We start from the raw sequence: 26,228 nt of genomic DNA, 5'->3' as shown, positions 1-26,228 counted from the left end.
TTGTTCCATTGTTTCACACAAACGGGCTTAATGGTGTCACCCAGGCCAACAGACCTGGGTGACACCATTAAGCCGCCCTTCGAATGATGCCCAGGACAATCGCAATGATCGCAATAACGATCAGGATATGAATAATTCCGCCTGTGTAGAAACCGCCAAAGAAACTGATGGCCCAGATGATCACCAGAATGACTGCAACAGTGTAAAGTAGATTTCCCATAGTGTTTTATTTATTTAGGTTAAGATTAGAACATACAAGCTTCTGCAGAATGTTAAATATTGAATTTGCTAAGCTGGATCGTCTTTTGGGTTCTCAAAATCTGCGTCTTGCTCATCGCCTGAGGAGCCAGAATCCGAATCGTCTTCCGGATCATCCGAAGCCTCAGATTCTGAATGAATTTCGAGTTCTTCACTTTCATTGTCAAGACGCGTACCTTCTCCATCTGCAAATTCTGTTTCTCCGGGCGTGTAGCCGGTCTGTGCTGTATCTGCAGTGCCGTCCTGATTTACTTTATCTTCCTGTTCTTCCGGATTACGACCCACCTGGAATTGTTCAGGGTTTATAATTTCTTCTTCTGATAACTGATCTTTATTTTCCATGATTGTAGATTTTAGAAATGTATAACATCTTGTGGTTGATTAGGTTTTAGTGTTTTTTTATTGTACATCCATTTGCAGAAAAGCATGGCTGTGTTGAGTAGCAAGGAAAATATGTTGGTTGAGAATAGGAGTGTCCAGTTCAGCACAACCGTAATAGGTCCACAGCGAGTTTCTAACGATCAATACAATGATCGTGATCCAACATGCATCGGATGCTTTTTTCTCTTGTAGGGTTTTAACCAATAGTGGTATCACCGAGAATGAGGTACAGATTAAGGGTATTCCGGCTCCCAGATATCTGTGCTGCACTTTTGGAGCACCCGCTGTGTCCCAGCCACCATAGATTGCATTTCCATAAGCGCCTTGGTTAAACAGGTTGCCGTCGGTTTTGGTTATCGGATCTGCCCATTTCAGATATTTGTGCCAATCGCCAGTACGCCGGCATTATTGATCCAAACATCATTCCCGCCCTGGTCATCCGCTTTTGCCGCCAGCTCGAGCATATCCGATTAGTCCGTTACATCGCTGGTCACGATGGTTGCTTCCCCACCAAATTTCCTGCATTCTATTGCCAGATCCTGCAAGGCTTCAGTATTGCGTGCAGCCAGCAGGAGTCTATTTCCCCGGAGGGCAAATGCTAGTGCTATCGCTCTTCCAACCCCACTGGTGGCACCGGTGATTACAATCCCCTTTTTCATATCCTTATGCATTAACGCTGTTTAAATTCCTGATGTAAGTACAGCTACAAGGATAAATTGTTTTAATTTAAAACCAAACCCCATTAAGTTCGGTTGATAGCAAAAAACGATAGCATGCCGCCAAGTTGTGCTGAGCAGCTATCGGCTTTATTATTAACCACATTGATAATCATTTTATGAAAAGAAAACAGGCAGGCAGGCAAAGCTTTTTTGAAAAGCTGGCCACTAAAGTGACAAAAGCAACAGGAAGTACACCGGTTATTTTAGCTGCATTTATCATCGTTGTACTCTGGGGAATTAGCGGGCCGATCTTTGATTATTCAGAGACCTGGCAGCTGGTGATCAATACCGGAACGACGATCATTACTTTTTTAATGGTATTTCTTATCCAAAAGACACAGAATAAGGATTCTTTGGCTATACAGATCAAACTAAACGAGCTGGTAGCTGCTCACGAACTGACCAGTAATCATATGATCGATGTTGAGGATTTGTCGGAAGAGGAGCTGGAAGTTATTGAAAAATATTATGCGAAGCTGGCAGATCTGGCCAAGCAGGAAAAAAATATCAAACAGGCCTATTCGATTACCCAGGCACAACTTCGGCATGACAGTAAAATCAAAAAGCCAGGAAAAAGCACCTAGTAAGGCATTTTTCTTCTGCAGATCGTTAAGCGATTCGGCGATTTTTCTGGTGTGTTTTGACTCAAAGATATTTTCTTTGAGATCGGGCGCGTCACAATGCTCAATGACCTTGGCAGACCATTTCCGGGTTTTAATGTTGCCGTTTGTTTTTTGAGTGATGTCATTATACGCTGTTTGAATTGGTATAATTCCGTTATGCTGATTTTATTTTGCCCAATTGTGTTTACGTAAGATTTACCGAAAAAACCGTATAGATCACTGGAAAAAGATTTATACACGTTTACAAAAAATAACAAACACATTTAAGAGCTTCTTGTTCTCAGTATCATAACATTAATTTAAGGAGTAATCATGGAACAGGAAAAAAATAAATCATCAAATCCTGCAGAAAAATATCCCAAACCACCTTTCCCGAAACAGGATCAGCAACCGCCTGGAACGGAGGCAGGTCTTCGGCCAACGGCAGATCATGGTGAGGAGTCCTATCAGGGTAGCGGCAAGCTGGAAGGAAAGCGGGCGATAATTACCGGCGGCGATTCGGGCATTGGCCGTGCCATTGCCATTGCTTTTGCCAGAGAAGGAGCTGATGTATTGATTAGTTATCTTGACGAGGCCGAAGATGAGGATGTAAGTGAAACCGCAGCGCTTGTGGAGGCGGCTGGCAGAAAAGCAATTTTGTTTAAAGGCGATTCAGGAAGAAGCGCATTGCCAGAATATTGTTGATTCCGCTTTAAAGGCATTTGGCGGTCTGGATATCCTGGTTAAATGGCGTGCCTGCCCGGGGTGATCGGCACAGCAGTAAAGCGCGATGAGGGAATACTAAGAATTCATTTTCCGGAATTCAGTAAGAGTGATGACCTGGAGGCTCAGCCCAGACTTGCTGAAGGGAGTTAAACCAATCCGCGTAAATCATTAAAGGGCTCACAGACTCTGCCATATTTTTTGTTTTTATAAAAACATGCGTGCTGGCTAAAAGTTTCGGGACAATGCCGGGGTTAATACCTGTTTTTCACTGATCCGGGGAGTAAAAATACCGGGGCAGCTGTGGTTTATGCCTGATTTACAACCACCGTAAACAATAGCTTGCAGCGCCTGTTAATCTCATTAAACCTATATTTATTTCTAAACATACAGATATGGCAACTACAAGACAACAACAACAGCAGGATATGCCCAATGCACATCTTCATGAACTTTTTGTGGACGAGCTCAAAGACATCCTTGGCGCGGAAAAACAACTGCTTAAGGGCTTGAAAAAACTAGCCAACGGAGCGTCTAGCGATAGCTTGAAGAAAGCTTTTCAGACCCATTATGAACAAACTCAGGGACAGATTGAGCGGCTTAAACAGGTTTTTGATTCCATAGGTACAGCTGCGCGCGGGAAAAAATGTAAAGCGATGGAAGGTTTGCTGGAAGAAGCGGACGAAATTCTGGAAAGCTTCGAGGGATCGCCCGCACTGGATGCTGCTTTAATTTCCGCGGCACAGAAAGTAGAACATTATGAAATCGCCAGTTACGGTTGTTTGGTTACCTATGCCAAACTCATGGAGCATACTGAGGCAGAAGAACTATTGTCTGAAACCTTGGCAGAAGAGAAAGATACCGATGTTTTACTGACTGAAATTGCCATGAACGAGGCCAACCAAGTCACCGCATGATTAAAGTAATGCCGATTGAGAAAACCCTGCCCTTGGCGGGGTTTTTCATTTGGGGGACAAATGCAGACACAGTCGTTCCTATCAGAATTGAAGCATAAATGAATAGGAATTTCATCTCCTATTAGCTACACCAATTGACGCATGATAATTTGGAATGTTGCATACCTAAGGCCTGCCGTTTGCCTGGGATCGTTAAGCGATAGCTATGTTGGCAGGGTTTTCATTCAGAACGGGCTGTAACAAGCCAAGCATCTTTTTACAACCGTTGTCACAAACCAGTTTACCGGTCAAAGGGTGGTAATCCCAAATCCCGAGATCTGTTGCGTCAATAGCCAGTTTTAATCTTTCTTTGCTTTCTTCGAATAATTTTTCGACCTCAACCAGACCTTCCTCAATTTTCCTCTTGTCGGTGATGTCCTCTATGGCTAGCAGGATCAATTGATCGCTATTAACAGTGTCCAAAAAACGCGTATTTTTCAGTAACGCAACCCAAAAAAGATTACCTGTTTAAGAACTTGGAGCTAATCACATTTATCATTTATTTACTTTGGTAGCAGTCTAAAAATAGCAAGGTCACTTTTTACTGTATCTCCCAGGCCAGGTGCCGGTCCCGGAAAGTTCAAGGTTTTTCTAAGATAACATAAGGTAGGTTTTCGGCTGGTTATACGGGTAGATATGCAATTAAATGATACGACCAATATGTTTGTTTGTCATTTTAAATAGTTTCGGGTAATCTGTGACTAATCCCTGTTCGTCAATATTAATTTCAGATATAAAACTTTTGTCATAATTCTCATAAAGATACTGATCAATCGCCTTCCTGGTGTAAAGTTGTTTGACCGGTCGGATTTCTTTTTTAAGGATGTCGAAGTATAAGACTTCTATTGTTTGCTGCTGGTTAACCTTTAGTTGTAATCGGTTAATTGGAAGTGTATTGGTAAGCGGTGATAGGGAAAGATCAATGTCAAAAATGTTGGACAATGCATCGTTAGGTCTGTCGTTAAGCAGCCACCTTCCTTGCTTTTTTTCCAAGGTCAGTGTTTCAATTGAATCGTTGAGCTGAGTTCGCAAAGTTAAAAATTCAGTTTCCCAGCTTTTATTTGTTTTTATATGATACTCGGTTTTAAAAATTTGATTTTTATGGCTACCATTTATTGTTGAAGATATTTCATAACCAAGGCCCCTGTCAGTTAAAACACAATGTTCCAATGACTGATAAAATATTCCTTTCCAGATTATTGTTGTTCGCATATTCTCTTTTGTTACTTTGTTCTCCGATAACCTCTTTACTTTACATCATAAAGGATACGCGGAACTCTAATTTACAAAATATTCCATCGAGGCGGGTTGTTTATTGTTTTCCAGCAATTAAGGCCGCCTGTTGGAGTATAGTGATGTGGCTAGTTTTGGGAAAAATATACAGATTGAAGAAACGTACTGGGGCAATGCAAACATTTATAGCCTTAAATTCAACAAATGAGGCCACTGTCGTTTTTTTCTTGAACTAGTTTTGGCGCATTAATTTATCCTATATGCAAAAAAAATATATCATTCTCTCTTATTTAATCGTACTGGTATCATTGTTTTCGGATGCCAGGGCTCAGGTCATTTTAAAAAATCCAATTCTTCCCGGATTTTATCCAGATCCGGCAATATGTAAAGTCGGAACAGATTATTACATGGTCACCTCGACTTTTGTTTATTTTCCAGGAATTCCGGTATTTCATAGTAAGGATCTTAAAAGCTGGAAGCAAATTACCAGCGCAATTAACCGACCATCACAAATGGATTTTATGGGGCAGCAGGTTTCCCGAGGTTTGTTTGCACCAGCAATAAATTATTACAAAGGGACCTTTTACATTACCTGCACCAATATTGACCATGGAGGCAATTTTATAATCACAGCTAAAAACCCTGCGGGGCCTTGGAGTGAACCCATTTACCTTAAAGAGGTGAGGGGGATTGATCCTTCTTTACATTTCGAAGATGACAAGGTCTTTATCATATACAACAGCGATCCTCCTGAATATAAGTCATTGTACAGCGGGCACAGAACGGTGAAGATCTACGAACTGGATCTGGCTACGTTGAAACCTTTGGGTACTGAAAAAATCTTGGTAAATGGTGGGGTTGACATCAGTAAAAAGCCAGTTTGGATCGAAGCCCCACACATCTATAAAAGAAACGGATATTATTATTTAATGGCTGCAGAAGGCGGAACCAGTGTGAACCACTCCGAGGTAATTTTCAGGAGTAAAGAGGTTCGGGGGCCTTTCATCCCCTATGAAAAGAACCCTATCCTGACGCAAAGGCATCTTGATCCTAAGCGGAAAAATCCGATATCATCAGTTGGTCATGCAGATTTGGTAGAAGGACCAGATGGGAATACCTACGCTGTGTTTTTAGGTGTCCGCCCCTATGAAGGAGATTTTTATAATACTGGTCGGGAAACGTTTATAGCTCCTGTAAAATGGATAGCCGACTGGCCAGTTATCAATCCTGATTATGAGCAGGTGCAATATGAATATAAAGGGAATTGGAGGGAAGATAAGCAAAAGAATCAATTGCCTATTACGGGAAATTTTAGTTTCAGGGTTGCGTTTAAAGACACCCTTAACAGGGAGTTTTTATTTTTACGTACTCACAATCCCTCTTGGTATAATTTTAAAGAGCATAAAAATGCACTTACAATTAAGCTGCTTCCACAGACAATTTTAGAAAAAGGAAATCCTGCTTTTATTGGAAGAAGGCAGCAGCACTTGTCAAGTTCGGGCTCAACCGAAATGAATTTTTCCACGAAACTGGCCAATGAAAAAGCTGGAATAGTGATTTTTCAAAATGAAAACCACTTCTACTTTATGTGCAAATCTTATGATAATGGTAAAGATGTGATTCAATTGTTCAAAGGCAATCCCAGTACTGATAAAATGGATTTGTTAAAGCAGGTAGTACTCCCGTCTGCTGAAAAGAAAGTATACTTTAAAGTGAATTCCGAACGCGACGTTTACTCGTTTTGGTATGCCCTGAAAGAAAATGACTGGAAACCTTTAGCCGATAAAATTGATGGCAAGTATTTAAGTACAGCCGTTGCAAAAGGATTTGTTGGGGTATTATATGGTATGTATGCTACATCTGAAGGGCAAAATACGGACAATACGGCCATTTACAGGTGGTTTGACTATAGCGGGAATGACAGCACCTTTAATAGGTAAACATAGATTTATAAAAAAATAAGTGTGGAGTGTTGTATTGATACAGCGAATCCCTAACGGTGATCATGGCTTTGTTTAAGCATGCATGAACAGAAATTGATTAGACGCATTTCCGTGGGATTGTAAAATAGCAGCGGAGCGGAGTCAATAGCCAATTGGTACCCATTTGAATCATATGAAAATATACAAATTAAAGACAAAGACACTGAAATTGATCCTCCTTATTCTGGGAGTTTCTATTAGTTGCGGGACATTTGGTCAAACGTCTTCGGCTATTAAAGGGCTTAAGGACTACTACAAGGATTACTTTCCTATGGGTGTTGCTGTGAGCGGCAAAACTTTATCAGGTGATGAAGCGAAACTTCTTTTGAAGGAATTTAGCAGTATCACCCCGGAAAATGCCATGAAAATGGGGGTCATACATCCTCGTGAGGATTTTTACTTCTGGCGTGATGCAGATTCAATAGTCAACTTCGCTCAACATCACCACCTAAAGGTGCGGGGACATAATTTATGCTGGCATGAGCAGGTCGCCGATTGGATGTTCAAAGATCAAGATGGTCACCTTGTTACCAAGGATGTGCTCCTTAAGCGCCTTGAAGATCACATCACTACAGTGGTGAAAAGGTATAAGGGAAAGATTTACGCATGGGATGTAGTCAATGAAGTAATAGGTGATGCTGATGATGAGTTTATAAGGAATTCGCTATGGTATAAGATCTGTGGCGAAGAATATATTGCAAAGGCTTTTGAGTATGCCCATGCTGCTGATCCCGACGCTCTGCTTTTTTATAATGACTACAACACAGAGCGGCCCGGTAAACGGGATAAAATTTATCGACTGCTCAAAAAACTGATTGCGCAGAAGGTTCCCATTCATGGGGTAGGATTGCAGGCTCATTGGTCAATTTTTGAACCATCTGAAAAAGATTTGCGTGCGGCTATTGAATTGTATTCCTCATTGGGCATGCAAATCCATTTTACAGAACTCGACATGTCCATTTATCCATGGGAAAAGCATAAAAGACAAAAAAAAGCGGGTGAAACCGATGAACTGACACCTTCGCTTGAACAAAAACAAGCTGATCAGTATGCCAAAATCTTCCGAATCTTTCGGGAATACAAGAAGCATATCACCAGTGTGACTTTCTGGAATGTTTCAGACCGGTATAGCTGGTTAGATTACTATCCGGTACCCGGCAGAAAGAATTACCCATTGTTGTTTGATCAAAAGCTTCAGCGTAAAAAAGCTTACTCGGGAGTGATAAATTTTAAATGATCTGGTTTTTAGCACTCAGAATTGAACTTTTGTCGCCAAAAAAGACATTTGTTGCCTCCTGATGCCTATATTGTGGTTACTTTCGTTATGAAACCAAATATACCACTTGTAATCATTTCCGCTGGAGACTATAGATCATCGGAATTACAACGCTTAACAGTTATAGTTTGGAGCTTTTCCAAGTTTATGCTGCCTGGTATACTTATTTAAATAAATTTAGGTAACTAAAGACCATGCTGAATCAGGCTATTTTTAAGAGATTTTGTTGTTGCTGTTTGCTCTTTTTTGTTTTGGTATTATCTCCAGGGTATGCACAACAGCAAAAAGTAAACTTTACTTCTTTGAAGACAAAAGATGGGCTTTCCTCTAATATGGTCAATGCAATTTTGAAAGACCGGTATGGATTGATGTGGTTTGCAACCGAAGATGGATTGAATAAATTCGATGGGACCAATTTCACTGTTTACAAATATAAATCCGATGATCCATCGGGAATACAGGCTAATGATGTCAGGGCATTGCATGAAGATAAGTCCGGTGATTTATGGATTGGAACTTCGGGCGGGTCGCTGAGCTTATATGACCGAAAAAAAAATTCCTTTGTAAATTTCCCGGCAAATACACCTGAAGGGTTGAGTCACAGCAATGTACGTGCAATCTATAGTGATTATACAGGAAAAATATGGGTAGCGACATATGGTGGTTTAGATTTGCTTGATCCAAAAACTAAAAAAGTTACCAAGTTACCTTTCAATCCGGGTTTCAGGAAGCCAGTTCCTCCCATCGTACTCAACTGCCTTTATGAAGACAGTAAACATCGAATGTGGATCGGCTCTGACAGTGGACTTTATTTATACGAACGACAGTCAAACGCATTTAAACATTTTACATATGCAGTCTCAAGTCCTTCGGGTCTTGGCGATAATTTTGTTTCGTCAATAACGGAAGACCATTCCGGGAATTTATGGGTTGGTACAAAAAACGGGCTGAGTTTTCTCCTGCCAGACGGAAAGGGATTTAAAAATTTCAGACATAGTCCTGGAGATCCCAGCACTTTGAGCAGTAACATTGTGCTGAGTATGGCCGCAAACAGCAATGGTCAGCTTTGGGTGGGGACTGACGATGGGCTAAATATTCTTGATATCCACAAGGGAACCTTTAAAAGCTACAAAGCCGATCCCAGGGATATGTATAGCCTGACGGGGAAGTCTGTCAATTGCATTTATGTTGATAATCAGGGTATTTATTGGCTGGGAGCTTACAGGGGGGGAGTCAATAAATATGATACCAACCTAAATCTTTTTCAATTGAAACAGCGTAATATTTTCAATCAGAATGGATTAAATGCTGCTATTGTCACTTCATTTGCCGAATATAAGGATGATGAGATTTTTATAGGGACAGATGGTGGAGGGCTTAATCTGTTCAATCGCAAGACGGAACTATTTAAACGGTTTAACTTTCCTTTGGCAAATGGCAGCACACTGAGTAATATTTCCATCATGAGCATGGAAGTAACCAGGTCTAAGCAATTATATCTTGCGACCTATGCAAGTGGTCTGGTTGTTATGGATTTAAAAACCGGAAAATTTCGACAGGTTACCTACGGCAGTCGTCAGGATGCGCTAAATTCGAATGATATATTTTGTGTGAAAGAAGACCGGAGTGGGAGAGTCTGGGTTGGCACCAACGGCGGAGGCGTAAATGTTTTAAATGGCGACAATGAAGTGCTGGTGAAATATTGTAACAATCCCAGGGCCATAAATGAATATGATTATCCTGGAAACAACTTTGTCAGGTTTATTGAGGAAGATAATGGGGGTGAGATCTGGATCGGCTCCTATGGTTCAGGAATAGCCGTCTTTAATCCGGACAGCAATAAATTTGTCGTTCATAATAAGGAAAACAGTAAACTTCCCAATGACCTTACCTTGTCTATATTAAAGGACCGGGCGGGAAATATTTGGGTGGGAACATTTAGCGGCGGCCTAAGCTTATTTGATCGCAGGACAAATCAATTTATAACGTATTCTGAAAAGGATGGTTTAAATAATGGAAGTATTTACGCAATAGTGGAGGACAAACAAGGACGAATCTGGGTGAGCACTAATAAAGGGATCAGCAGTTTTGACCGCAAAACAAATAAATTCACCAATTATACCACTTACAATGGTGTCCAAAATAACAATTTTGTACTCGGTGCCGGCTTTATTTCATCAGACGGAGAGATCTATTTTGGAGGCGCTGAAGGGTTTAATTATTTTAACCCTCAATATTTTAAGAAAAATAAAAACGTGCCTTCAGTAATTTTTACGGATTTGAAGGTGTCAAATGCGTCAGTTGTGGCATCGGCCGATGGCCCTATAAAAGAAGATATTTCCGTTGTGAAGGATGTTTATTTAGACTACAAACAAAATTTTACGCTTAGCTATGTCAGTTTAGACTATACCTCGCCGGAACAGAATAAATATTCCTATCGTTTGGAAGGTTTTGATAGTGAATGGATCGAGGCAGGGACTGCTACCTCTGCGTCGTATACTAACCTTGACCCCGGTGACTATGTACTTCATGTGAAAGCCAGTAATAACGACGGGCTTTGGAATGCCAGTGAGACCGCTATAAGAATACATGTAATGCCCCCTTTCTGGCGAACCATATATGCGTATATACTGTATGTGTGTGTTGCTATGGGTGCACTGTTTTATATCAGGCACAGGGGGATTCAAAAACTGAAGCTGAAATTTGCGGTGATTCAGGGAAAAATGAAGGCAGAGCAGCAGATTGAGCAGGAACGTAAAGAAGCTGAACGTTTACGCGAATTGGACAAGTTAAAGATTAAATTTCTGACGAACTTAAGTCACGAATTCCGTACGCCGCTTTCTTTGATTATCGGGCCGATTGATAGGTTGCTGACGGAAAAACGGGATCCTAATATCACTGGTCCTTTAGCAATGGTGAAGCGAAATACAAGACGGCTGTTAAACCTGGTCAACCAAATTCTCGATTTCCGCAAAATGGAAGACAATGAATTGCGGTTAAACCTCGCTCAGGGTGACATCGTTTCTTTTACAAAAGAAGTGCTGGAACCGTTTAATGATCTTAGTGAAAGGAAGCAGATTCAGCTTGTATTTAAAAGCCAGCTGAAGTACTTTTATACCTTATTTGATCAAGATAAAATAGAACGTGTACTGTTCAATCTCCTGTCTAATGCATTTAAATTTACACCCGTTGGCGGTACTATAGCTCTGGAAATAGAGAGAAGTGCGCGTCACATCAATGCTCAGGGATCTTTATTGGTGATCAAGGTTTCCGATACCGGGATTGGCATCTCTGAGGAAAACAAAGAGCGAATATTCGATCGCTTTTTTCAGATTGATACCACAGCTTCTATTTTAAACCAGGGAAGTGGAATCGGTCTGTCAATTGCTAAGGAATTTGTTAAAATGCACGGCGGCAATATAACCGTTCAAAGTGAAACTGGAATGGGAAGCAGTTTTGTTATTGAACTTCCTTTTTCAACAGTAGAAGCTGCAGATGAACTAACAATGGATTTCTCAAGCGCTGCTACATCCCAAATCGAAGACGGAATATTTGGGGGCATTGAACAAATCACAGGCAGTATAGAAATTCCCTCGATATTACTGGTGGAAGACAATGAGGATTTTAGGTTCTATCTAAAAGATAGTTTAAAGGCATTCTATAAGATATATGAGGCATGTAATGGCCGGGAAGGATGGCAAAAAGCATTGGCGAACCATCCTCAGGTTATTGTAAGTGATATCAATATGCCTGATATGAATGGAATTGAATTATGTCGTAAAGTAAAGTCTGATAAAAGGACCAATCATATCCCGATTATATTGTTAACTGCTTTAACCGGTGAGCAAGAGCAGATCAGGGGACTGGAAACAGGTGCTAATGATTACCTAACCAAGCCATTTAATTTTGAAATTCTGAATGCTAAAATTAAAAACCTATTGGCATTAAATAAAACACTTAAAGAAACTTATACCAAACAGATCAAGGTTCAGACGCCGGAATTGATCATAGAATCTCATAGCGACAGGCTATTGAACAAGGTAGCCTTGTACATTGAAGAAAATCTGAATAATCCCAAACTTTCGGTTGAAGACTTAAGTAAGCATGTTGGAATGAGCAGGGGATCTTTATACCACAAGATTTTGGAATTAACCGGCCTGTCACCCGTTGAATATATAAGATCTGTGAAATTGGATAAAGCAACCGTCTTACTCGAAAAGAGTGATTTGAACGTATCACAGATTGCTTATATGGTCGGCTTTGCTACACCTAATTATTTTGCAAAATCCTTTAAAGCTAAATTTAATATGCAGCCCTCTGAATACATACATTTAAAGCGAAAAGCGGATGCTGGTTTGGTTGGAGTAGTTAAATCCTAGTAAACATTAATTGTTTCCTGCTGGTTTGTTAATGCAGCGTGTATTTCTACCATAAAATTTATCGCTAGAACATATCTACTATAATAATATTCAAAACTTCCCTGTAAAAGAGTCTGCATGACATAGTTTTATGCCACACTTGAGCAAGTGTCTTTGCCCATGTGCACTGGGTTACTGAACAGGTACGGCTGGTTTAAAAACAATAATTATTATTATGATGAGAAGTAACAATATTTCGGCGTTTCATTTATCTATACTGAAAATAAAAAGAATAAGCCTCTTTTTGATTATGCTTCTGCTAGGTATAAATAAAAGCAACGCACAAGATGAGAATTTCCATATTTATCTGTGTTTTGGTCAGTCTAATATGGAGGGTAACGCGAAATTCGAAGCTCAGGACACCACAAATATAAGTGATCGTTTCAAAGTATTGCAGGCAGTGGATTGCCCTGATCTTAACCGAATGAAGGGAAATTGGTACACCGCAGTGCCTCCTTTAAGCAGATGCAATACCGGTTTGACTCCAGCTGATTATTTCGGAAAAACGATGGTTTCTAATCTTCCGAAGAATATAAAAATAGGTGTGTTGAATGTTGCAGTTGGTGGATGCAAAATTGAATTGTTTGACAAGCAGGGATACACCGCTTATACCGCTGCTGCTCCGGGATGGATGACCGAAATGATCAATCAATATGGAGGAAATCCTTATGGCCGTTTGGTTCAGTTGGCAAAAATTGCCCAGAAGGACGGGGTAATAAAGGGGATTCTGTTGCATCAGGGAGAATCTAATACAGGTGACAAATTATGGGTAGAGAAGGTCAAAGCCATTTATGGTAATTTGCTGAAAGATTTGAACCTCAAAGAGAACTCCGTACCATTACTCGCGGGTGAACTGGTGGATGCTGATCAGGGAGGTATTTGTGCGGGTATGAATGCCATCATTGGAAAGCTTCCTCAGGCGCTTTTAAATTCATATGTGATCTCTTCAAAAGGATGTACCGCTGCTTCGGATAAATTGCATTTTGACGCTGCAGGATATAGGGAACTGGGTAAACGCTATGCCGACAAAATGCTGTCACTATTAGGCGAGCGTTCCAAAAGATTGTAATCTAAAAATAATGTATAGGAAATAAACCGCTAAAAAAACCAAATATGATTAAATGGAATAGACACTTAGGTATAATGCAGATGTTACTTGCCGGTATGTTGTTATTGTTCAGCATGCCAGTTTCTTCGCAGCAAATTGTTGCGCCAGCTTCTCCTGGTTTTGACGTTATAAATGTTGACATACCACATGGTAAAATAGACACGATCAGTTATTACTCTGAAACTGTGGGTAGTACTAGAAAGGCGATAACCTACACCCCTCCAGGATATGTAAAAAGCAGGAAGTACCCTGTTCTGTATTTACTCCACGGGATTGGGGGAGATGAAAGGGAATGGTTAAATGGAGGTAAGCCACAGGTCATACTGGATAACCTCTATGCTGCGGGGAAATTAGTACCGATGATTGTTGTAATGCCTAATGGCCGCGCCATGAAAGATGACCGGCCAATTGGAAACATCATGGCCAAAGATAAAGTTAATGCATTTTCAACTTTCGAAAAAGATCTACTAAACGACTTGATTCCTTTCGTGGAAAAGAAATTCCGTATTCGAAAAGATCGTGAGCACCGGGCAATTGCTGGTTTGTCCATGGGCGGGGGGCAATCGTTAAATTTCGGGTTGGGTAATCTTCAAAAATTTGCATGGATTGGTGGTTTTTCCTCAGCTCCCAATACTAAGGCACCCAAAGAATTGTTGCCGGATCCTGTGAAAGCAAAGGAAATGCTCAAACTGTTATTTATATCCTGCGGTGCGAGTGATCACCTACTCATTAATAGTAAGCGTACGCATGATTACCTTTTGCAAAATGGTGTGCCACACATTTATTTTATTGAACCGGGATTCCATGATTTTAAGGTTTGGAAAAATGGATTGTATATGTTTGCTCAGATGCTATTTAAACCGGTAGATACCGCTTCTTTTTCTAAATATCCGGTTGCAGGGCCTCCTGCGTCTAATAGCCCTGAAGAGTAAGGACCAGTTTGATTGTATCGATTAGCAATATGAATCACCAAACACGTAACCTTGATAAGATGAGAAAAATAATTGCCTTTGTGACGCTAATTACAGTAAATTGTCTACACCTCCCAGTATTTGCTCAGCAGCTAAAGGCACAAAATCCCATTATTTTTGCAGATGTGCCGGATATGTCCATTGTGCGTGTTGGTGATTCCTATTACATGAGTAGTACCACCATGCACATGAGCCCTGGCGTGCCGATTATGAAGTCCAGGGATTTGGTGAACTGGAGTTTGGTGAGTTATGCTTATGATACCCTTGCTGATGTGGACGAACTCAATCTGAAAAACGTTAAACAGGCTTACGGCCAGGGAACGTGGGCAAGCAGTCTGCGTTATCACAATGGGGTTTTCTACGTGAGTACATTTGCCCAGACTACCGGAAAAACGTATATCTATAGCACAAAGGATGTAGAAAAGGGACCCTGGAAAGTAAGCACTTTCAAGCCGGGTTTTCACGACCATTCCTTATTTTTTGATGACGATGGCAAGGTTTACATGGTTTATGGCGGAGGCAAGATCAGGCTGGTTGAAATGAAGTCTGATTTATCAGGTCCTGATCCTGCTATTGCAGAACGCGTCATTATAGAAAATGCCAGCCTCCCTTCTGGAGAAAAGATTGGATTGCCGGCTGAAGGCTCTCAATTGTTTAAGATTAAGGATAAATACTATCTGTTTAACATCACCTGGCCAAGGGGCGGCATGCGAACGGTAGTGATCCACAAAGCAGATAAGATAACTGGTCCTTATGAAGGTAAAATTGGCTTGCAGGATTTAGGAGTGGCTCAGGGTGGGCTGATCGATATGCCAAATGGCGATTGGTATGCCTACCTTTTTCGTGATTTCGGCGCCGTGGGCCGTATCCCTTATTTGGTTCCCGTTAAGTGGCAAGATGATTGGCCAATCCTGGGTACCGTTGGTAAAGTTCCGGACACCTTGGATTTACCAGCAACGAAGGGTTTGATTCCAGGTATTGTCGCCTCTGATGAATTTACCCGAAAAGCCGGTGAAGCTGATTTACCCCTGGTCTGGCAATGGAACCATAACCCTGATGCGAAGCTTTGGTCGCTAAGAAAGCGGAAAGGCTATTTAAGGTTAACCAATGGACGATTAGATCATGATTTTTTATCAGCCAGGAATACATTGACCCAACGCACGATTGGTCCTTTTTCCTCCGCAGTGACGTTACTTGATGTCGCCAGGCTGAAGGATGGTGATTTTGCCGGGCTGGGACTGTTGCAAAAAAAGTACGGGCTGCTTGGTGTGAGGGTAGAAGGAAGCGATAAATATATTGTGGTCATTGATGCGGGAAGCGGTGAGCCTATGGAAAAGGAACGGATTCCGCTCAACCAAAACAGCATTTATTTCAGCGTAGACTGTGACTTCAGCCAAAGGCGGGACCTGGCCAGCTTCAGATATAGTCTTGACGGAAAACATTGGAAGAAAATCGGAAGTTTACTGAAAATGGCTTATACCATCCCGCACTTTATGGGATACCGGTTTGCGCTGTTTAACTATGCCGGAAAAAAGACGGGCGGGCACGCTGATTTTGATTACTTCCATATTTCAGATCAACCAGCTCCGACAAACTAATCCGGTAATCACAAATACCCGGGCAATTTTATCTGGTCAGGCTGGGGAATGGCCGATCCGGCACAGTCTTTACCCCCCTAAACGAAGTCGGGCTGGGCCTTAACCTGGGAGATATTCGATGGGGACCTCCATTCAAAACAGTCTGTTTCCATATATCCACAATTTTCCCCCTGATCTAAGCTTCAATTCTATATCTAGTTCTGGTGCTCATCGGCTAAGAGTGACTGGAGCGCACCGCATATTGTGCGAAAAGATGAGCTCTGTTTTGGCCATTTAATAACACATTGTAGCGCATCGCAATAAAATTTTCGTGCCCACAAAACGATTTTCGAATACTTTCCGAATGCTGGTAAATCAGCAAACACTAGGGTAAGTGAAACAAAGCAGGGAACACACTGGCCCGCTTAACTCATCGATGTATGACAGGTACTGGCAGTGATCACCCTGGATAGCTTCAGCACTGCTTTGTTGGCAATACCGGTCGGCTTGTCCATTAGCAGTATAGGCAGGAGAATGGTGGTTCTAAAAGTAGCGGAATGTGCTACCGGTTCAGCTTTATGCCTGCCTCAATGACTGCCTTATTGACTTCCCTGACTCTTTCTACGTCCATCTTTTCGACTGCACGATCGTAGGTCAGCAGCCCGTTCACTTCATGTTCCACATCGGTGGTTTGTGTGTACACCGCAACGCTCAGGCCCTTATACTTCATCAGCTGCTCTACCTGGTCCATCAGGAGTACATATCTGTCGGTCAATGCGCTTTTTGTCGGCTCGTATCCATAGGCGTTGTTTTCTACCGGCCACATATGCCCCCTTACAAACAGACCTACCCCTCCAAATTCGCCTAAAGAGGCTGCCCGCTTGTCATCAGGCTGGGAAGCGTCGTTAGGGCCGATATATATGTGTGTATCTACGAAGTCTCCATTGCCCGGATCTCCCGCCGCTTTCTGGTAACCGGGATTGTTATTGAAGCCGGAGTTGCCGTTTACCAGCCTCGATGGATCATATTTCTTTACCCAGTCGGTAATTTCCCTGACGTCAAATGCACCCCAGTTTTCATTGAACGGAACCCAGGCGATAATCGAGGGTGCATTATACTGGTCGTCTATAATGGCTTTAAGTTCTTTGCGATAGGTGGTCCTGTTTTTCACGGTGTCTTCATGCTGATACCAAATGGCCGGCATGTCCTGCCATACCATTACACCGAGCTTGTCTGCCCAATAATAAAAACGTTTGGGCTCGGTTTTCATGTGTTTTCTGATGAGGTTAAATCCGGCCTTTTTGGTGAATTCTACATCATATTTTAAGGCTTCCTCGGTTGGCGCGGTCAAAATACCATCCGGCCAGTAGCCCTGGTCGAGCAAACCAACCTGCATTACGAATTTTCCGTTTAACAGAGGCCTCACCACACCATCAACTTTACCCAGTTTGACCTCGCGCATGCCAAAGTAACTACTGACCTGGTCGGTAACATGGCCGTTTTTATCCTTCAGGGTAAGTTTCAGATCGTATAGGAAAGGATGCTCCGGGCTCCATAGCTTGGGGTTTTCTATGGGAAGATAAAAAGCGGTCCCGGACTCGCCTGTTACTTCGGCTACTACTTTTTTTTCATCAAGCGCAGCTGCAAACACCTCCGCAGTGCCTGCATCTACCAATAATTTGAGACGGCTGTTCGCCAGGTCGGGCGTTATCCGGATGTTTTTGATGTAGTTTTTGCTGACCGGTTCCATCCATACCGTCTGCCAGATTCCCGAGGTGAAGGTGTAATCTCCGCGCGGGCCGTTTTTTCCTGAAGGCGTCCGTCCATCATTAGGATCATGGGCCGCGACAATCAGGGTATTATTGCCCTGTTTTAAAAATGAGGTAATGTCCAGGCTGAAGGCGTCATAACCACCGGCATGACTTCCTGCTTTTTCTCCGTTCACAAATATCGTGGCGTCATGGTCGACCGCATCAAAATGAAGCAGTACTTGCTTGTCTTTCCAGGTCGGGGGGATCTCAAAACTCCGTTTATACCACATATTGATTTCCTGTTTTCGCTCAATACCTGAGAGCACAGCTTCAGGGCAATAAGGCACAAGGATTTTTTCCGCTTTGGCGCCAAAACCAATCGGTTTAGCGGGGTTCAGTGCATTTGCTGCGGTTTTGCCTCCAATATAATCCCATTTGCCATTCAGGCAAAGCCAGTCTTTGCGCTCGAGTTGAGGGCGTGGGTATTCCGGAAAAGGAATTGGGGTTTCCATCGCAGCTTTTGTCCATCTGGTCGGTAATTTGGGAACCTGAGCACTGGAAACCTGAGCAGAAAGGCTGCAAAATAATAGCAGGGAATAAGCGGTAAGTTTAGTGGCAATCTTCATTGTCATTTGAGAAATTGAGTGAGGTAACACTAGTTTTGGCTAATATAACTAAAATCAGGCAGCCTTGGTGAATCAGCAAAATTGATCTTGCAGACCTTCATCCCGGGGAAAATGGTGTGCACTTACTCCATGTACGAATCATTAAATTTAGAGCCAGTGGCCGTTTTTAGGGTCTTTTTACTTGGTGGTGATCTGGAAGCTTTGGGTAATCAATTCAAGAAATGGACTTTTAACAGCTTATTTAAAGCTTTATTGTGGGTTATCAATATATTTGGGGATAGATAATAAATCCCATTAGGAAATACTGTTGAAGTGAATTCCGATATGGGCTTGCTTCCGGTCGCTTCTTGTTCCAGTTTATTTGCTGTATTTGGATTTAGGGTTATAATTTGTAGCAACTGGTTCAATGATAATTGTAATTTAGAAGACAATTTCATTAATCACGGTCTTATCAGGTTAATGAGCTGTCTTCAAGTTTAAATGGTTTTTTGACAGATAAGTAATCAAGATGGAAATTGAAGCAATCATAAATCAAATATATCCTGTACCTGAAGCCGCTGTGGTAAAGCTCAAGCAGGTTACAGAAGAAGTTACCTTACCAAAAGGGCAAATTTTATTTGAGGCTGGCAAAATCAGCCGAAACGTTTATTTTTTAAAAAAAGGCATTGTCAGGTCCTATAAGTTTCAACAGGATACAGATGTTACGATTTGGCTTGGGCGTGAGGGTGATACCGTTATCTCACTGAAAAATTACGTGGAAGATAAACCCGCTTATGAAAACATTGAACTTTTAGAAGATTCGATTCTTTATCGTATAAGCAGCAGCGATCTTCAAGGCTTATTTAATGAAGATATATTCCTTGCCAATTGGGGGCGCAAGTTTGCAGAAACTGAGCTGATCAAAGTGGAGGAAAGACTGATTGCAAGACAATTCAGTCTGGCATCTGATCGGTACAATGACCTGCTCAGGGATAATCCGGACCTGTTGCAACGGGTACAGCTGGGGTACATTGCCTCCTACCTGGGCGTAACGCAGGTTAGTTTAAGTCGCATAAGATCAAATATATATAAATGACTTTTTATCCTATGTTAAATTTTTTGGCTGTAAAACGACCGAAATTTACATACAAATAATATAACTATGAATTGGATTTTATTAGCAATCGCTGGCTTCTGTGAAGTCGCTTTTGCATCATGTCTGGGTAAAGCAAGGGAGGCAACAGGAAGCGCGGTTTATTTATGGTACTTAGCTTTTTTCATAACCATGTCTATCAGTATGCTGCTGCTGATGAAAGTTACGCAAACGATGCCCATCGGAACAGCTTATGCTGTTTGGACCGGTATTGGCGCAGTAGGCACAGTGGTGGTTGGCATACTTGTCTTTAAAGATCCGGCAACTTTTTGGCGACTCTTTTTCCTAAGTACGTTGGTGATCTCTCTGGTCGGACTTAAACTGGTGTCGGAATAGCTTTTGCTGACTGTTAGCCAGATTCCTATCGCAATTCAGATGGCTAAGCGGGGTGACCAGAATCGCCCCGCTTTTTATGTAATACCTTTGTTTAGGGATCGTATTTGTCAGGCCGCTATTTATCCTGCGTCCTGATCAGATTATTGATAAAATGCTGCAATGTTATTTTCCCCTTTACGGCGTCCTTGGGTAATTCAATATGATTGGCTGCAATTTCTGTCATTGCGGCGTAAGAAGCGGCTGCCTCCTTGGAAAATCCGGTAGACTTAAAGGCGGCTGTCCATTCGTGCTTTGGGATCACTTTTACGTTTACCTTCCTGCCCAGTGCATTTGAAAACTCATCTGCAACGTCCTGAGGTGAATAAAGCTCCGGTCCAACTATCGAGGTGAGCTCTTGCCCGTTTTTGGTCGTCATAAACTTTGCTGCCAATTCCCCGATGTCTTGCGGGGCGACCATGGGGATTTTCAACCCTTTGGGGAAGAACGACACCATTTCACCTGTTTCCTTTATACTCGGCAACGATGATGCCCAATTGCTCATGTAGTAAGCGGATCTGATGATTTGATAGGGGAATCCAAGGGAAGCTATACCCTGCTCGAGCTCAAATAATGTGTTAAGATCACCAATCCTACTGCCTGGCCGGGCGCCTAGGGTCGAGGCAACAACTATCTTTTCAGGCCGGGCGCCTTTTAAAGCTGCTACTAAGGAAGCACCCGTTTTCCTTTCCTGCAGATCTGTGTCCGTCAAGGGGTCGGCAGGGGGATTCAATACAAATATGTTTTTTCCTGTTTTAAAGATATGGTGTAAACCTTCGGTGTCGTAAATGTCTGCAACGGCAAATTTTGCACCTTTTGCTTGCCAATCGGCCGCAGACTTTGAACTTCTTGAAATGATTGTAACTGCCTCGCCATTTTTGAGCAGGGCATTAGCTAAGGCAGATCCGATCTGTCCTGTTCCTCCAGAGATAATATTCATAATTCAATAGGTTAAATTTATTAATCGCTCAAAAATGCGAACGCACTGTGACAGCTGTTTGTCATAGGTTCTTTGCAGTTCTCGGATTTGTATCGCAGCGGCCAGTTACTCGGTTAGAAAATGAAGCCTTTTGGTAAAATATTGAGCGATGCGCAAAAAGAGACATTAAAAAATACACATTAGTTACTGATGACTCCGACCCACTGTTTGTAATGCTACTTATTTAAGGACGAATTGCATCTGCTGAGAGTCCATCAAGATATTGTGAGATCGTCATTTTATGTGGCTCAAATTTTTCAGAGAGGATTTGAAAAGATCGAAACCTGTCAATCCTAAAAAAGCGGTAGTCATTCCGCAAACGGCAAAAGGCCAGTAATAACCACTTGTTTGCAGCATAAAACAAAGCAAAAGGTTCTACAATGCGCTCGGTGATTTGGTCTTCTTTCAAGGCGCAATACTGGATTCGGATGAGCTTATAATCGGTCAGTGCCTGTTGCAATTCGGTTAAGTGACTGCTCATTGGCTTCTCCTGGTCATTACTGTACACTTTTACACGTTCTGATAACAGGTTCATTTTGTCTTTTTCTGTGTAGCGTAGTACCGCTTTTATTTTGTCTGTCGCATTGCGGTAATTGTTCACAAGGGATTCATCGTTATTGCCGGCGACAAATTTTTCAGCGGTAATGATCGCTGCTGCTTCGCTTTCTGTAAACAATAATGGAGGCACTTTATAACCCTCAACCAATGAGAATCCTTTTCCTTCTTTGGTGAAAACCGGGACACCTGCCTCTTCCAATAGCCTGATATCCCTATAAACGGTCCTTTTGCTTATGTTAAATCTGGTCGCAAGATCAGTTGCGTTTACAATTCGCTTGGTTTGCAAAATGGTCAGCAAGGCTATTAACCTGCGTAATCGGGTAGCGCTGGCGGATTGATATTGTTTCATTGATGACATGTTGATACGGGATCATCGTCTTCCTCATCTTCTGGATCAACCGGGGGTTCTGGTAAATTAAAAAGGGTGGGCAGTTCGTCGGTCACTGCGGTAATGGTTTGGTCTGTCAGTCCGGTTTGGGCTTCTCCATCCACTTGTGGCTGTTGGTAATTCCCTGTTTGCCGGTCTGAACTTCTGTTTCCTTTAGTGTTCATGGTTTTTCTCTTTATTGCCAATTGAAAAACAGCTGGGGTTTAAAAAAGTTCTTTCGAGCATTTAATTTGTGTCAGGGAAGTATAGGGTTAGAACTGCTGAAATATCCTAAAAATCGTAGCTTTAATGTACAGTTAAAATAGTTATGGAAACCATTATTGCTCAGGACACCGATGCCGCCATTTTGGATGTGCTGACACGCGCCTTAACTCTGTAAGGGTTTGAGGTATTGTAGTTTGAAAATATTTAAGATGATTTTCTGTCTTTGGTAGATCAGCATAGACCACTTGTAGCGATGCTGGAGTATAGGTCGGATCGCGAAACCTGTAAACAAGCCTGCTTTCCGATCACACCGTGCCACCCGCACCTTCCGATCACTGCCATGCGCTGCAATTATAATATTGACCGGTTGTCTGGGGCAAATGGTTTGACGGGTATATCCGCAAACCCTTTGGACTGGATCTGCTTGATAACGTGCTCATAAAACATATTCCGGCGCAGCAAAAATCTGCCGATAGACGATACAGGAGGCAATAGAAAAGACACTACAGTTGATTAATTTTTTTCTTGAAACCTTTTCTAATTGGCACCAAATGCATATATTTAAAGCGTAGACTTATATCCTAATTTAAAAATTATGTTAGAATCAGTAAAAGCTAATTTTGGGCTGAACCCTGTAGTAGTTGGTGTATTCGTAGTTTTAGCCGTTATAGAAATTGCCAAACTTGGCTATAATCTTGGCATTTGGCTTAAAATCTATTTATAATAGTTAAAAAACAACAAATTAATAGATCGCATAAACAATTGAATATTAATAAAAAGATACGACAGAAATAATGATTTGTCGTGTTTTTTAAGGGTGCCTTGGTGCTCTGTTTTTACTCCTAATCTGGAATTATTTGATTTCGATGTGTCTGCTGGCCATTTTGAATTCCTCTTTTTTGGCTACATTGATCTTCAGCACGCCATTTGTATATTCACGTCAATGACCTGTGGTTATATGACAAAGGCTATATTCAGGTTGGCGAAATGATTTCGAAGTAATTTAAGCTTGATAGGCATGCTGGACGCATAACCATTAAATGATGCTTAATCGACATATCCTCACCTTCAAAACCCACGGGAAGCGCTTGTCAGTGCTGTTTATGGCCAGGCAAAATTTTGATAAAAAAGCTGCTATTTGCGAGTTTAAATTATGGGATGAGCCAAAACACAACAATCAAACATTAGTCCTGTTGGACCGGCTTAAAATTAATTGAGCTGCTTGGCTATACGGACAATGAGGTCATCGATATCAAAAGGCTTGGAGATGAAGTCCCTGGCGCAATTTTCCTGACTAATCTTGTATTCTGCGGTGTTAGCAGACATAAGCAGGATCGGAATATGTGACGAGGCTTCTGCTTTGCTTAGGCCCCTGCACATATCCAAGGCCATTTCCATCCGGCAGCATAATGTCCATCAGGATCAGGTCAGGTCGTCCTTTACTCATCCCTTCTTTAAAATCTGTCGCTGTCGGAAATGACCTGACCTGGTAGTCCTCGCTGATCAGCAGGTATTCGATCAGCTCTCTGATGCCCGCGTCGTCTTCTACAATAAAAATCTGTTTCATGTCCTTGTGATATAAATAACTTCCAATTATCCTATTGCATTACAACAGCATACTCACTAAAAAGGTTTGGTTTCCTTCAAATTCAGGCTGATCAGGAATTCAGATCCCTGCCCAGGTCTGCTGATAACCTGAATGTTTCCTTTGTGGTTGTCTATTACTTGCTTGGTGATGTAGAGCCCAAGCCCAAGCCCGCTGATGCCTTTTGTTTCTTCTGCCCGGTAGAAGCGCGTAAAAATCATTCGCTGCTGATCCTGGTTTAGTCCTATACCATAGTCCTTCACACGGATAATGACCCGCTCATTTGCAATCTCCAATTTTAGTTCTACCTGTTTTGCCCCCGGGGAGTATTTCACTGCATTGTTAACCAGGTTAGTGACCGCCTGTTCGATCCGTTGCCGATCCCCATTGATGATCACCCTTAGATCGGGGAGCTCAGTAATTAAGCGGTGGGTCGAAAAGGTATATCGAAAAATTTCCGCCTGATCTGCTAGCAACTGACGAAGGTCAAAATCTTCAAGGTTAAATTCAAGTTTTCCAGCTTCCATTCGGGACATATGCAACAACTCGTCGACCAGATTGTTGAGTTTTTCTACCTGGTAAAGTGATTTATCCAGGAAGAGTTTGCTCGTCGGGCTGACTTCGGTTTTTGCCATTACCTGAAGGTATCCTTTAATGGTGGTCATGGGTGTTTTTAGTTCGTGACTGGCCAGGGCGATAAACTGATCTTTCTTATCGCTAAGTGATTTTACCTGCTCGAAAAGTCTGGAATTATCCAGAGAGATGGCGGCCTGGGCGGCAATGTTTACGACAAGGTCTTCATGGTCTGCCTTAAACATAGCGGCCTGTGGATGTCCAAAAAAAAGTCCCCCGATCACTTCTCCGGATGTGGAAATCACCGGGACAGCGAGGTAGCTGACCACCGGCAGGTGTCCTTTAGGCATGCCGTAATGAGGGGAATTGTGCCCATAACGCGGGTCTTTGGTAATGTCATCTACACGGACTACACCCTGCCCGGCAAATGTTGGATGGAAGATGGCCGTGTTACGCGGCATCCCAAAGCGGTCGAAGGCTTCTTTTGGTGCGCCGGAAAGGGTGTACAGCATAAAGGCTTCACCTTCTTCATTAATGGTATTGTAAAAGAAAGCCCCGAAAGCTGCTCCTGTGATTTTAGTGGTGGCATCGGTTACCCTTTGCAGGATTACATCAATATCCATTTTTTCAGTAATACGCTTACTAATGGAGTTCAGGATTTCAAGCTTTTCTGTATGCTTTTTTATTTGCTCCTGTGCTTTGAGCTGGGCGGTGATATTTCGTGCTACTTTAGAGGCTCCAATAACTTTACCGCTACCATCACGAATGGGGGAAACGGTTAGCGAAATGGCAATCTCATTGCCCTGCTTATCTTTGCGAATAGTCTCAAAATGATCCACCTTAATGCCTTTTCTGATGTTGCCCAGAATGACTGTTTCTTCTTCCATCCTGTTTTCAGGAATCAGTAGGGTAATGGATTTACCAATGATTTCCTGTTCAGTGTAGCCAAAAATTTCCTGTGCGGCACGGTTCCAGCTGGTGATGATCCCATTGAGGTCTTTGCTGATGATCGCATCATCAGAGGACTCGACAATAGCTGATAATATCGATTGTCTGGCTGCACTCTGGAGTCGTTCTGAAATGTTTCGGGCAACTTTTGATGCGCCTACTACGCGCCCGTTGTAGTCAACGATAGGTGAAACAGTCACAGAAATCGGGATATTACTACCGTCTTTATGCCTGCGGATAGTTTCAAAATGATCGATTCGCTCACCGGCCCTGATCTTTTCAAGGATGAGGGTTTCTTCGCTCAGTCGCTCATCAGGAATGATCATGGTAATAGACTTTCCTATCGCTTCTTCTTCGGTATAGCCAAACATCCGGCAGGCACCAGCGTTCCAGCTTTGGATGATTCCATTGGTGTCCTTGCTGATGACAGCATCGTCCGATGAATCTACAATGGCAGAGAGCCTGGCATGGCGGACGCCATCATTTTGATGGTCTGTAATGTCTATCAGCGTATTGTAAGCGCCAATTAGTTTTTCATCTTTATCAAAAATGGGGACAGGGGAAACCAGCAGGTCCCGAAAACTGCGGTCTGATCTTTCAATGGTTACCTGTCCGGTTTGAGCCTTTCCTGTTTTAAGCGTTACCGCGATGGGGCATTCCTCTATCGGCATTGGCCTCCCGTCTGGAAAGTAGTACTTCGTGGCACCCGACCAGCGTTCCTTTCCGAGCACTGGTCGGCGCCCCCATAGCGTGGCAGCGGCCTGATTATAAAAGTTCAGGTATCCAAGCTTGTCACATGCATAAACTGCTAAAGGAGAATGCTGAAATAGCTCTTGGAAAGAGCTGGAATAGAGGTGTATGTCATGATTCAATTGAGTAGGGTCAAGACTGCTCATGTGCTAAAATTT

At 42.3% G+C, this 26,228-nt stretch carries 25 protein-coding genes and 1 pseudogene; 13 read left to right on the top strand and 13 right to left on the bottom strand.

Annotated features, from left to right (window positions below):
* Nucleotides 1-67: 67 nt before the first annotated feature.
* The 4 genes from N824_RS30160 to N824_RS12065 all read right to left on the bottom strand — a co-directional run bounded on the left by N824_RS30160 (nt 68) and on the right by N824_RS12065 (nt 1,298).
* The gene (locus N824_RS30160; RefSeq protein WP_152542210.1) at nt 68-220 is read right to left on the bottom strand and encodes a lmo0937 family membrane protein; all 153 of its coding nucleotides are present in this window, start codon (nt 218-220) and stop codon (nt 68-70) included.
* 68 nt (nt 221-288) lie between these two features.
* A complete protein-coding gene (locus N824_RS12070; RefSeq protein ID WP_048905406.1) occupies nt 289-600 on the bottom strand; it encodes a hypothetical protein in 312 nt (103 codons plus the stop codon).
* A gap of 57 nt (nt 601-657) precedes the next feature.
* Nucleotides 658-909, bottom strand: coding sequence for a hypothetical protein (locus tag N824_RS30155; protein WP_152542208.1), 252 nt, complete (start codon nt 907-909; stop codon nt 658-660).
* A gap of 200 nt (nt 910-1,109) precedes the next feature.
* Nucleotides 1,110-1,298 (bottom strand): SDR family NAD(P)-dependent oxidoreductase, encoded by a 189-nt coding sequence (locus N824_RS12065; protein ID WP_161662304.1) that lies wholly within the window; start codon nt 1,296-1,298, stop codon nt 1,110-1,112.
* A 176-nt stretch (nt 1,299-1,474) separates the two neighbouring features.
* On the opposite strand from N824_RS12065, the gene N824_RS12060 reads away from it, so the two are divergent.
* Nucleotides 1,475-1,942 (top strand): low affinity iron permease family protein, encoded by a 468-nt coding sequence (locus tag N824_RS12060; RefSeq protein WP_048905404.1) that lies wholly within the window; start codon nt 1,475-1,477, stop codon nt 1,940-1,942.
* A 30-nt stretch (nt 1,943-1,972) separates the two neighbouring features.
* Here the strand turns inward: N824_RS12060 and N824_RS35465 are convergent.
* Nucleotides 1,973-2,077: pseudogene (locus N824_RS35465) on the bottom strand (DUF3175 domain-containing protein); the annotation flags it as partial.
* Nucleotides 2,078-2,293: 216 nt separating this feature from the next.
* Here N824_RS35465 and N824_RS36400 point away from each other — a divergent pair.
* From N824_RS36400 to N824_RS12045, 3 genes are all read left to right on the top strand, one after another.
* The gene (locus N824_RS36400) at nt 2,294-2,665 is read left to right on the top strand and encodes an SDR family NAD(P)-dependent oxidoreductase (RefSeq protein WP_052334119.1); all 372 of its coding nucleotides are present in this window, start codon (nt 2,294-2,296) and stop codon (nt 2,663-2,665) included.
* Between the two features lie 42 nt (nt 2,666-2,707).
* Complete coding sequence (locus N824_RS35460) at nt 2,708-2,836, top strand: hypothetical protein (RefSeq protein WP_255327445.1); 129 nt, start codon at nt 2,708-2,710, stop codon at nt 2,834-2,836.
* A 242-nt stretch (nt 2,837-3,078) separates the two neighbouring features.
* The gene (locus N824_RS12045; RefSeq protein WP_084498293.1) at nt 3,079-3,600 is read left to right on the top strand and encodes a ferritin-like domain-containing protein; all 522 of its coding nucleotides are present in this window, start codon (nt 3,079-3,081) and stop codon (nt 3,598-3,600) included.
* Between the two features lie 192 nt (nt 3,601-3,792).
* Here N824_RS12045 and N824_RS12040 read toward each other — a convergent pair whose 3' ends face one another.
* Together N824_RS12040 and N824_RS12035 are read right to left on the bottom strand one after the other, a co-directional pair.
* Nucleotides 3,793-4,062 (bottom strand): hypothetical protein, encoded by a 270-nt coding sequence (locus tag N824_RS12040; RefSeq protein ID WP_048905402.1) that lies wholly within the window; start codon nt 4,060-4,062, stop codon nt 3,793-3,795.
* Between the two features lie 219 nt (nt 4,063-4,281).
* On the bottom strand, nt 4,282-4,851 hold the full coding sequence (locus tag N824_RS12035) for a putative glycolipid-binding domain-containing protein (RefSeq protein ID WP_048905401.1): 570 nt from the start codon (nt 4,849-4,851) through the stop codon (nt 4,282-4,284).
* A 281-nt stretch (nt 4,852-5,132) separates the two neighbouring features.
* On the opposite strand from N824_RS12035, the gene N824_RS12030 reads away from it, so the two are divergent.
* The 6 genes from N824_RS12030 (at nt 5,133) to N824_RS12005 (ending at nt 16,225) form a co-directional block, all read left to right on the top strand.
* Nucleotides 5,133-6,812, top strand: coding sequence for a glycoside hydrolase family 43 protein (locus N824_RS12030; protein WP_048905400.1), 1,680 nt, complete (start codon nt 5,133-5,135; stop codon nt 6,810-6,812).
* Between the two features lie 175 nt (nt 6,813-6,987).
* On the top strand, nt 6,988-8,091 hold the full coding sequence (locus N824_RS12025; protein WP_052334118.1) for an endo-1,4-beta-xylanase: 1,104 nt from the start codon (nt 6,988-6,990) through the stop codon (nt 8,089-8,091).
* 341 nt (nt 8,092-8,432) lie between these two features.
* On the top strand, nt 8,433-12,509 hold the full coding sequence (locus N824_RS12020; protein ID WP_161662303.1) for a hybrid sensor histidine kinase/response regulator transcription factor: 4,077 nt from the start codon (nt 8,433-8,435) through the stop codon (nt 12,507-12,509).
* A 214-nt stretch (nt 12,510-12,723) separates the two neighbouring features.
* Nucleotides 12,724-13,617, top strand: a complete 894-nt coding sequence (locus N824_RS12015; RefSeq protein WP_235207096.1) for a sialate O-acetylesterase — start codon at nt 12,724-12,726, stop codon at nt 13,615-13,617.
* 44 nt (nt 13,618-13,661) lie between these two features.
* Nucleotides 13,662-14,588, top strand: coding sequence for an esterase family protein (locus tag N824_RS12010; RefSeq protein ID WP_235207095.1), 927 nt, complete (start codon nt 13,662-13,664; stop codon nt 14,586-14,588).
* 59 nt (nt 14,589-14,647) lie between these two features.
* Nucleotides 14,648-16,225, top strand: coding sequence for a glycoside hydrolase 43 family protein (locus tag N824_RS12005; protein WP_084498299.1), 1,578 nt, complete (start codon nt 14,648-14,650; stop codon nt 16,223-16,225).
* A 541-nt stretch (nt 16,226-16,766) separates the two neighbouring features.
* Here N824_RS12005 and N824_RS12000 read toward each other — a convergent pair.
* Nucleotides 16,767-18,611, bottom strand: coding sequence for a glycoside hydrolase family 2 protein (locus N824_RS12000; RefSeq protein WP_235207094.1), 1,845 nt, complete (start codon nt 18,609-18,611; stop codon nt 16,767-16,769).
* Between the two features lie 478 nt (nt 18,612-19,089).
* Between N824_RS12000 and N824_RS11995 the strand changes: the two genes are divergently transcribed.
* On the top strand, nt 19,090-19,656 hold the full coding sequence (locus N824_RS11995) for a Crp/Fnr family transcriptional regulator (RefSeq protein WP_048905398.1): 567 nt from the start codon (nt 19,090-19,092) through the stop codon (nt 19,654-19,656).
* A gap of 66 nt (nt 19,657-19,722) precedes the next feature.
* Nucleotides 19,723-20,049: a multidrug efflux SMR transporter gene (locus tag N824_RS11990; RefSeq protein ID WP_048905397.1), complete on the top strand. Its 327-nt coding sequence runs from the start codon at nt 19,723-19,725 to the stop codon at nt 20,047-20,049.
* A gap of 115 nt (nt 20,050-20,164) precedes the next feature.
* On the opposite strand, the gene N824_RS11985 is transcribed toward N824_RS11990, so the two are convergent.
* The 3 genes from N824_RS11985 to N824_RS11975 all read right to left on the bottom strand — a co-directional run bounded on the left by N824_RS11985 (nt 20,165) and on the right by N824_RS11975 (nt 22,174).
* Nucleotides 20,165-21,025 carry an NmrA family NAD(P)-binding protein gene (locus N824_RS11985; RefSeq protein ID WP_048905396.1) on the bottom strand — a complete coding sequence of 287 codons (861 nt, stop codon included), beginning with the start codon at nt 21,023-21,025 and terminating at the stop codon, nt 20,165-20,167.
* Nucleotides 21,026-21,248: 223 nt separating this feature from the next.
* Entirely contained in the window at nt 21,249-21,971 is a 723-nt protein-coding gene (locus tag N824_RS11980) for a YafY family protein (RefSeq protein WP_048905395.1), read from the bottom strand.
* The gene (locus tag N824_RS11975) at nt 21,968-22,174 is read right to left on the bottom strand and encodes a hypothetical protein (RefSeq protein ID WP_048905394.1); all 207 of its coding nucleotides are present in this window, start codon (nt 22,172-22,174) and stop codon (nt 21,968-21,970) included. Before N824_RS11975 ends, N824_RS11980 begins: the two co-directional genes overlap by 4 nt.
* Nucleotides 22,175-22,809: 635 nt before the next feature.
* Between N824_RS11975 and N824_RS35455 the strand changes: the two genes are divergently transcribed.
* On the top strand, nt 22,810-22,938 hold the full coding sequence (locus tag N824_RS35455; RefSeq protein ID WP_255327444.1) for a hypothetical protein: 129 nt from the start codon (nt 22,810-22,812) through the stop codon (nt 22,936-22,938).
* A gap of 591 nt (nt 22,939-23,529) precedes the next feature.
* Here the strand turns inward: N824_RS35455 and N824_RS11970 are convergent.
* Nucleotides 23,530-23,781: a response regulator transcription factor gene (locus N824_RS11970; protein WP_048905393.1), complete on the bottom strand. Its 252-nt coding sequence runs from the start codon at nt 23,779-23,781 to the stop codon at nt 23,530-23,532.
* A 56-nt stretch (nt 23,782-23,837) separates the two neighbouring features.
* Nucleotides 23,838-26,216 carry a PAS domain S-box protein gene (locus tag N824_RS11965; RefSeq protein ID WP_152542206.1) on the bottom strand — a complete coding sequence of 793 codons (2,379 nt, stop codon included), beginning with the start codon at nt 26,214-26,216 and terminating at the stop codon, nt 23,838-23,840.
* Nucleotides 26,217-26,228 lie beyond the last annotated feature (12 nt).

Source organism: Pedobacter sp. V48 (assembly GCF_000523515.1).
Taxonomy (GTDB): Bacteria; Bacteroidota; Bacteroidia; order Sphingobacteriales; family Sphingobacteriaceae; genus Pedobacter.
This window is presented reverse-complemented; position numbering and strand designations above follow the sequence as displayed.

Bases quoted from the DNA above. Each gene is read 5' to 3' on its own strand.
- N824_RS12060 (WP_048905404.1), top strand. From the start codon at position 1,475: ATGAAAAGAAAACAGGCAGGCAGGCAAAGCTTTTTTGAAAAGCTGGCC.
- N824_RS12065 (WP_161662304.1), bottom strand. From the start codon at position 1,298: ATGAAAAAGGGGATTGTAATCACCGGTGCCACCAGTGGGGTTGGAAGA.
- N824_RS11975 (WP_048905394.1), bottom strand. From the start codon at position 22,174: ATGAACACTAAAGGAAACAGAAGTTCAGACCGGCAAACAGGGAATTAC.
- N824_RS12025 (WP_052334118.1), top strand. From the start codon at position 6,988: ATGAAAATATACAAATTAAAGACAAAGACACTGAAATTGATCCTCCTT.
- N824_RS12015 (WP_235207096.1), top strand. From the start codon at position 12,724: ATGATGAGAAGTAACAATATTTCGGCGTTTCATTTATCTATACTGAAA.
- N824_RS11995 (WP_048905398.1), top strand. From the start codon at position 19,090: ATGGAAATTGAAGCAATCATAAATCAAATATATCCTGTACCTGAAGCC.
- N824_RS36400 (WP_052334119.1), top strand. From the start codon at position 2,294: ATGGAACAGGAAAAAAATAAATCATCAAATCCTGCAGAAAAATATCCC.
- N824_RS12030 (WP_048905400.1), top strand. From the start codon at position 5,133: ATGCAAAAAAAATATATCATTCTCTCTTATTTAATCGTACTGGTATCA.
- N824_RS12045 (WP_084498293.1), top strand. From the start codon at position 3,079: ATGGCAACTACAAGACAACAACAACAGCAGGATATGCCCAATGCACAT.
- N824_RS12070 (WP_048905406.1), bottom strand. From the start codon at position 600: ATGGAAAATAAAGATCAGTTATCAGAAGAAGAAATTATAAACCCTGAA.
- N824_RS30160 (WP_152542210.1), bottom strand. From the start codon at position 220: ATGGGAAATCTACTTTACACTGTTGCAGTCATTCTGGTGATCATCTGG.
- N824_RS11990 (WP_048905397.1), top strand. From the start codon at position 19,723: ATGAATTGGATTTTATTAGCAATCGCTGGCTTCTGTGAAGTCGCTTTT.
- N824_RS12010 (WP_235207095.1), top strand. From the start codon at position 13,662: ATGATTAAATGGAATAGACACTTAGGTATAATGCAGATGTTACTTGCC.
- N824_RS11965 (WP_152542206.1), bottom strand. From the start codon at position 26,216: ATGAGCAGTCTTGACCCTACTCAATTGAATCATGACATACACCTCTAT.
- N824_RS12035 (WP_048905401.1), bottom strand. From the start codon at position 4,851: ATGCGAACAACAATAATCTGGAAAGGAATATTTTATCAGTCATTGGAA.
- N824_RS12005 (WP_084498299.1), top strand. From the start codon at position 14,648: ATGAGAAAAATAATTGCCTTTGTGACGCTAATTACAGTAAATTGTCTA.
- N824_RS35455 (WP_255327444.1), top strand. From the start codon at position 22,810: ATGTTAGAATCAGTAAAAGCTAATTTTGGGCTGAACCCTGTAGTAGTT.
- N824_RS11970 (WP_048905393.1), bottom strand. From the start codon at position 23,781: ATGAAACAGATTTTTATTGTAGAAGACGACGCGGGCATCAGAGAGCTG.
- N824_RS35460 (WP_255327445.1), top strand. From the start codon at position 2,708: ATGGCGTGCCTGCCCGGGGTGATCGGCACAGCAGTAAAGCGCGATGAG.
- N824_RS11985 (WP_048905396.1), bottom strand. From the start codon at position 21,025: ATGAATATTATCTCTGGAGGAACAGGACAGATCGGATCTGCCTTAGCT.
- N824_RS11980 (WP_048905395.1), bottom strand. From the start codon at position 21,971: ATGAAACAATATCAATCCGCCAGCGCTACCCGATTACGCAGGTTAATA.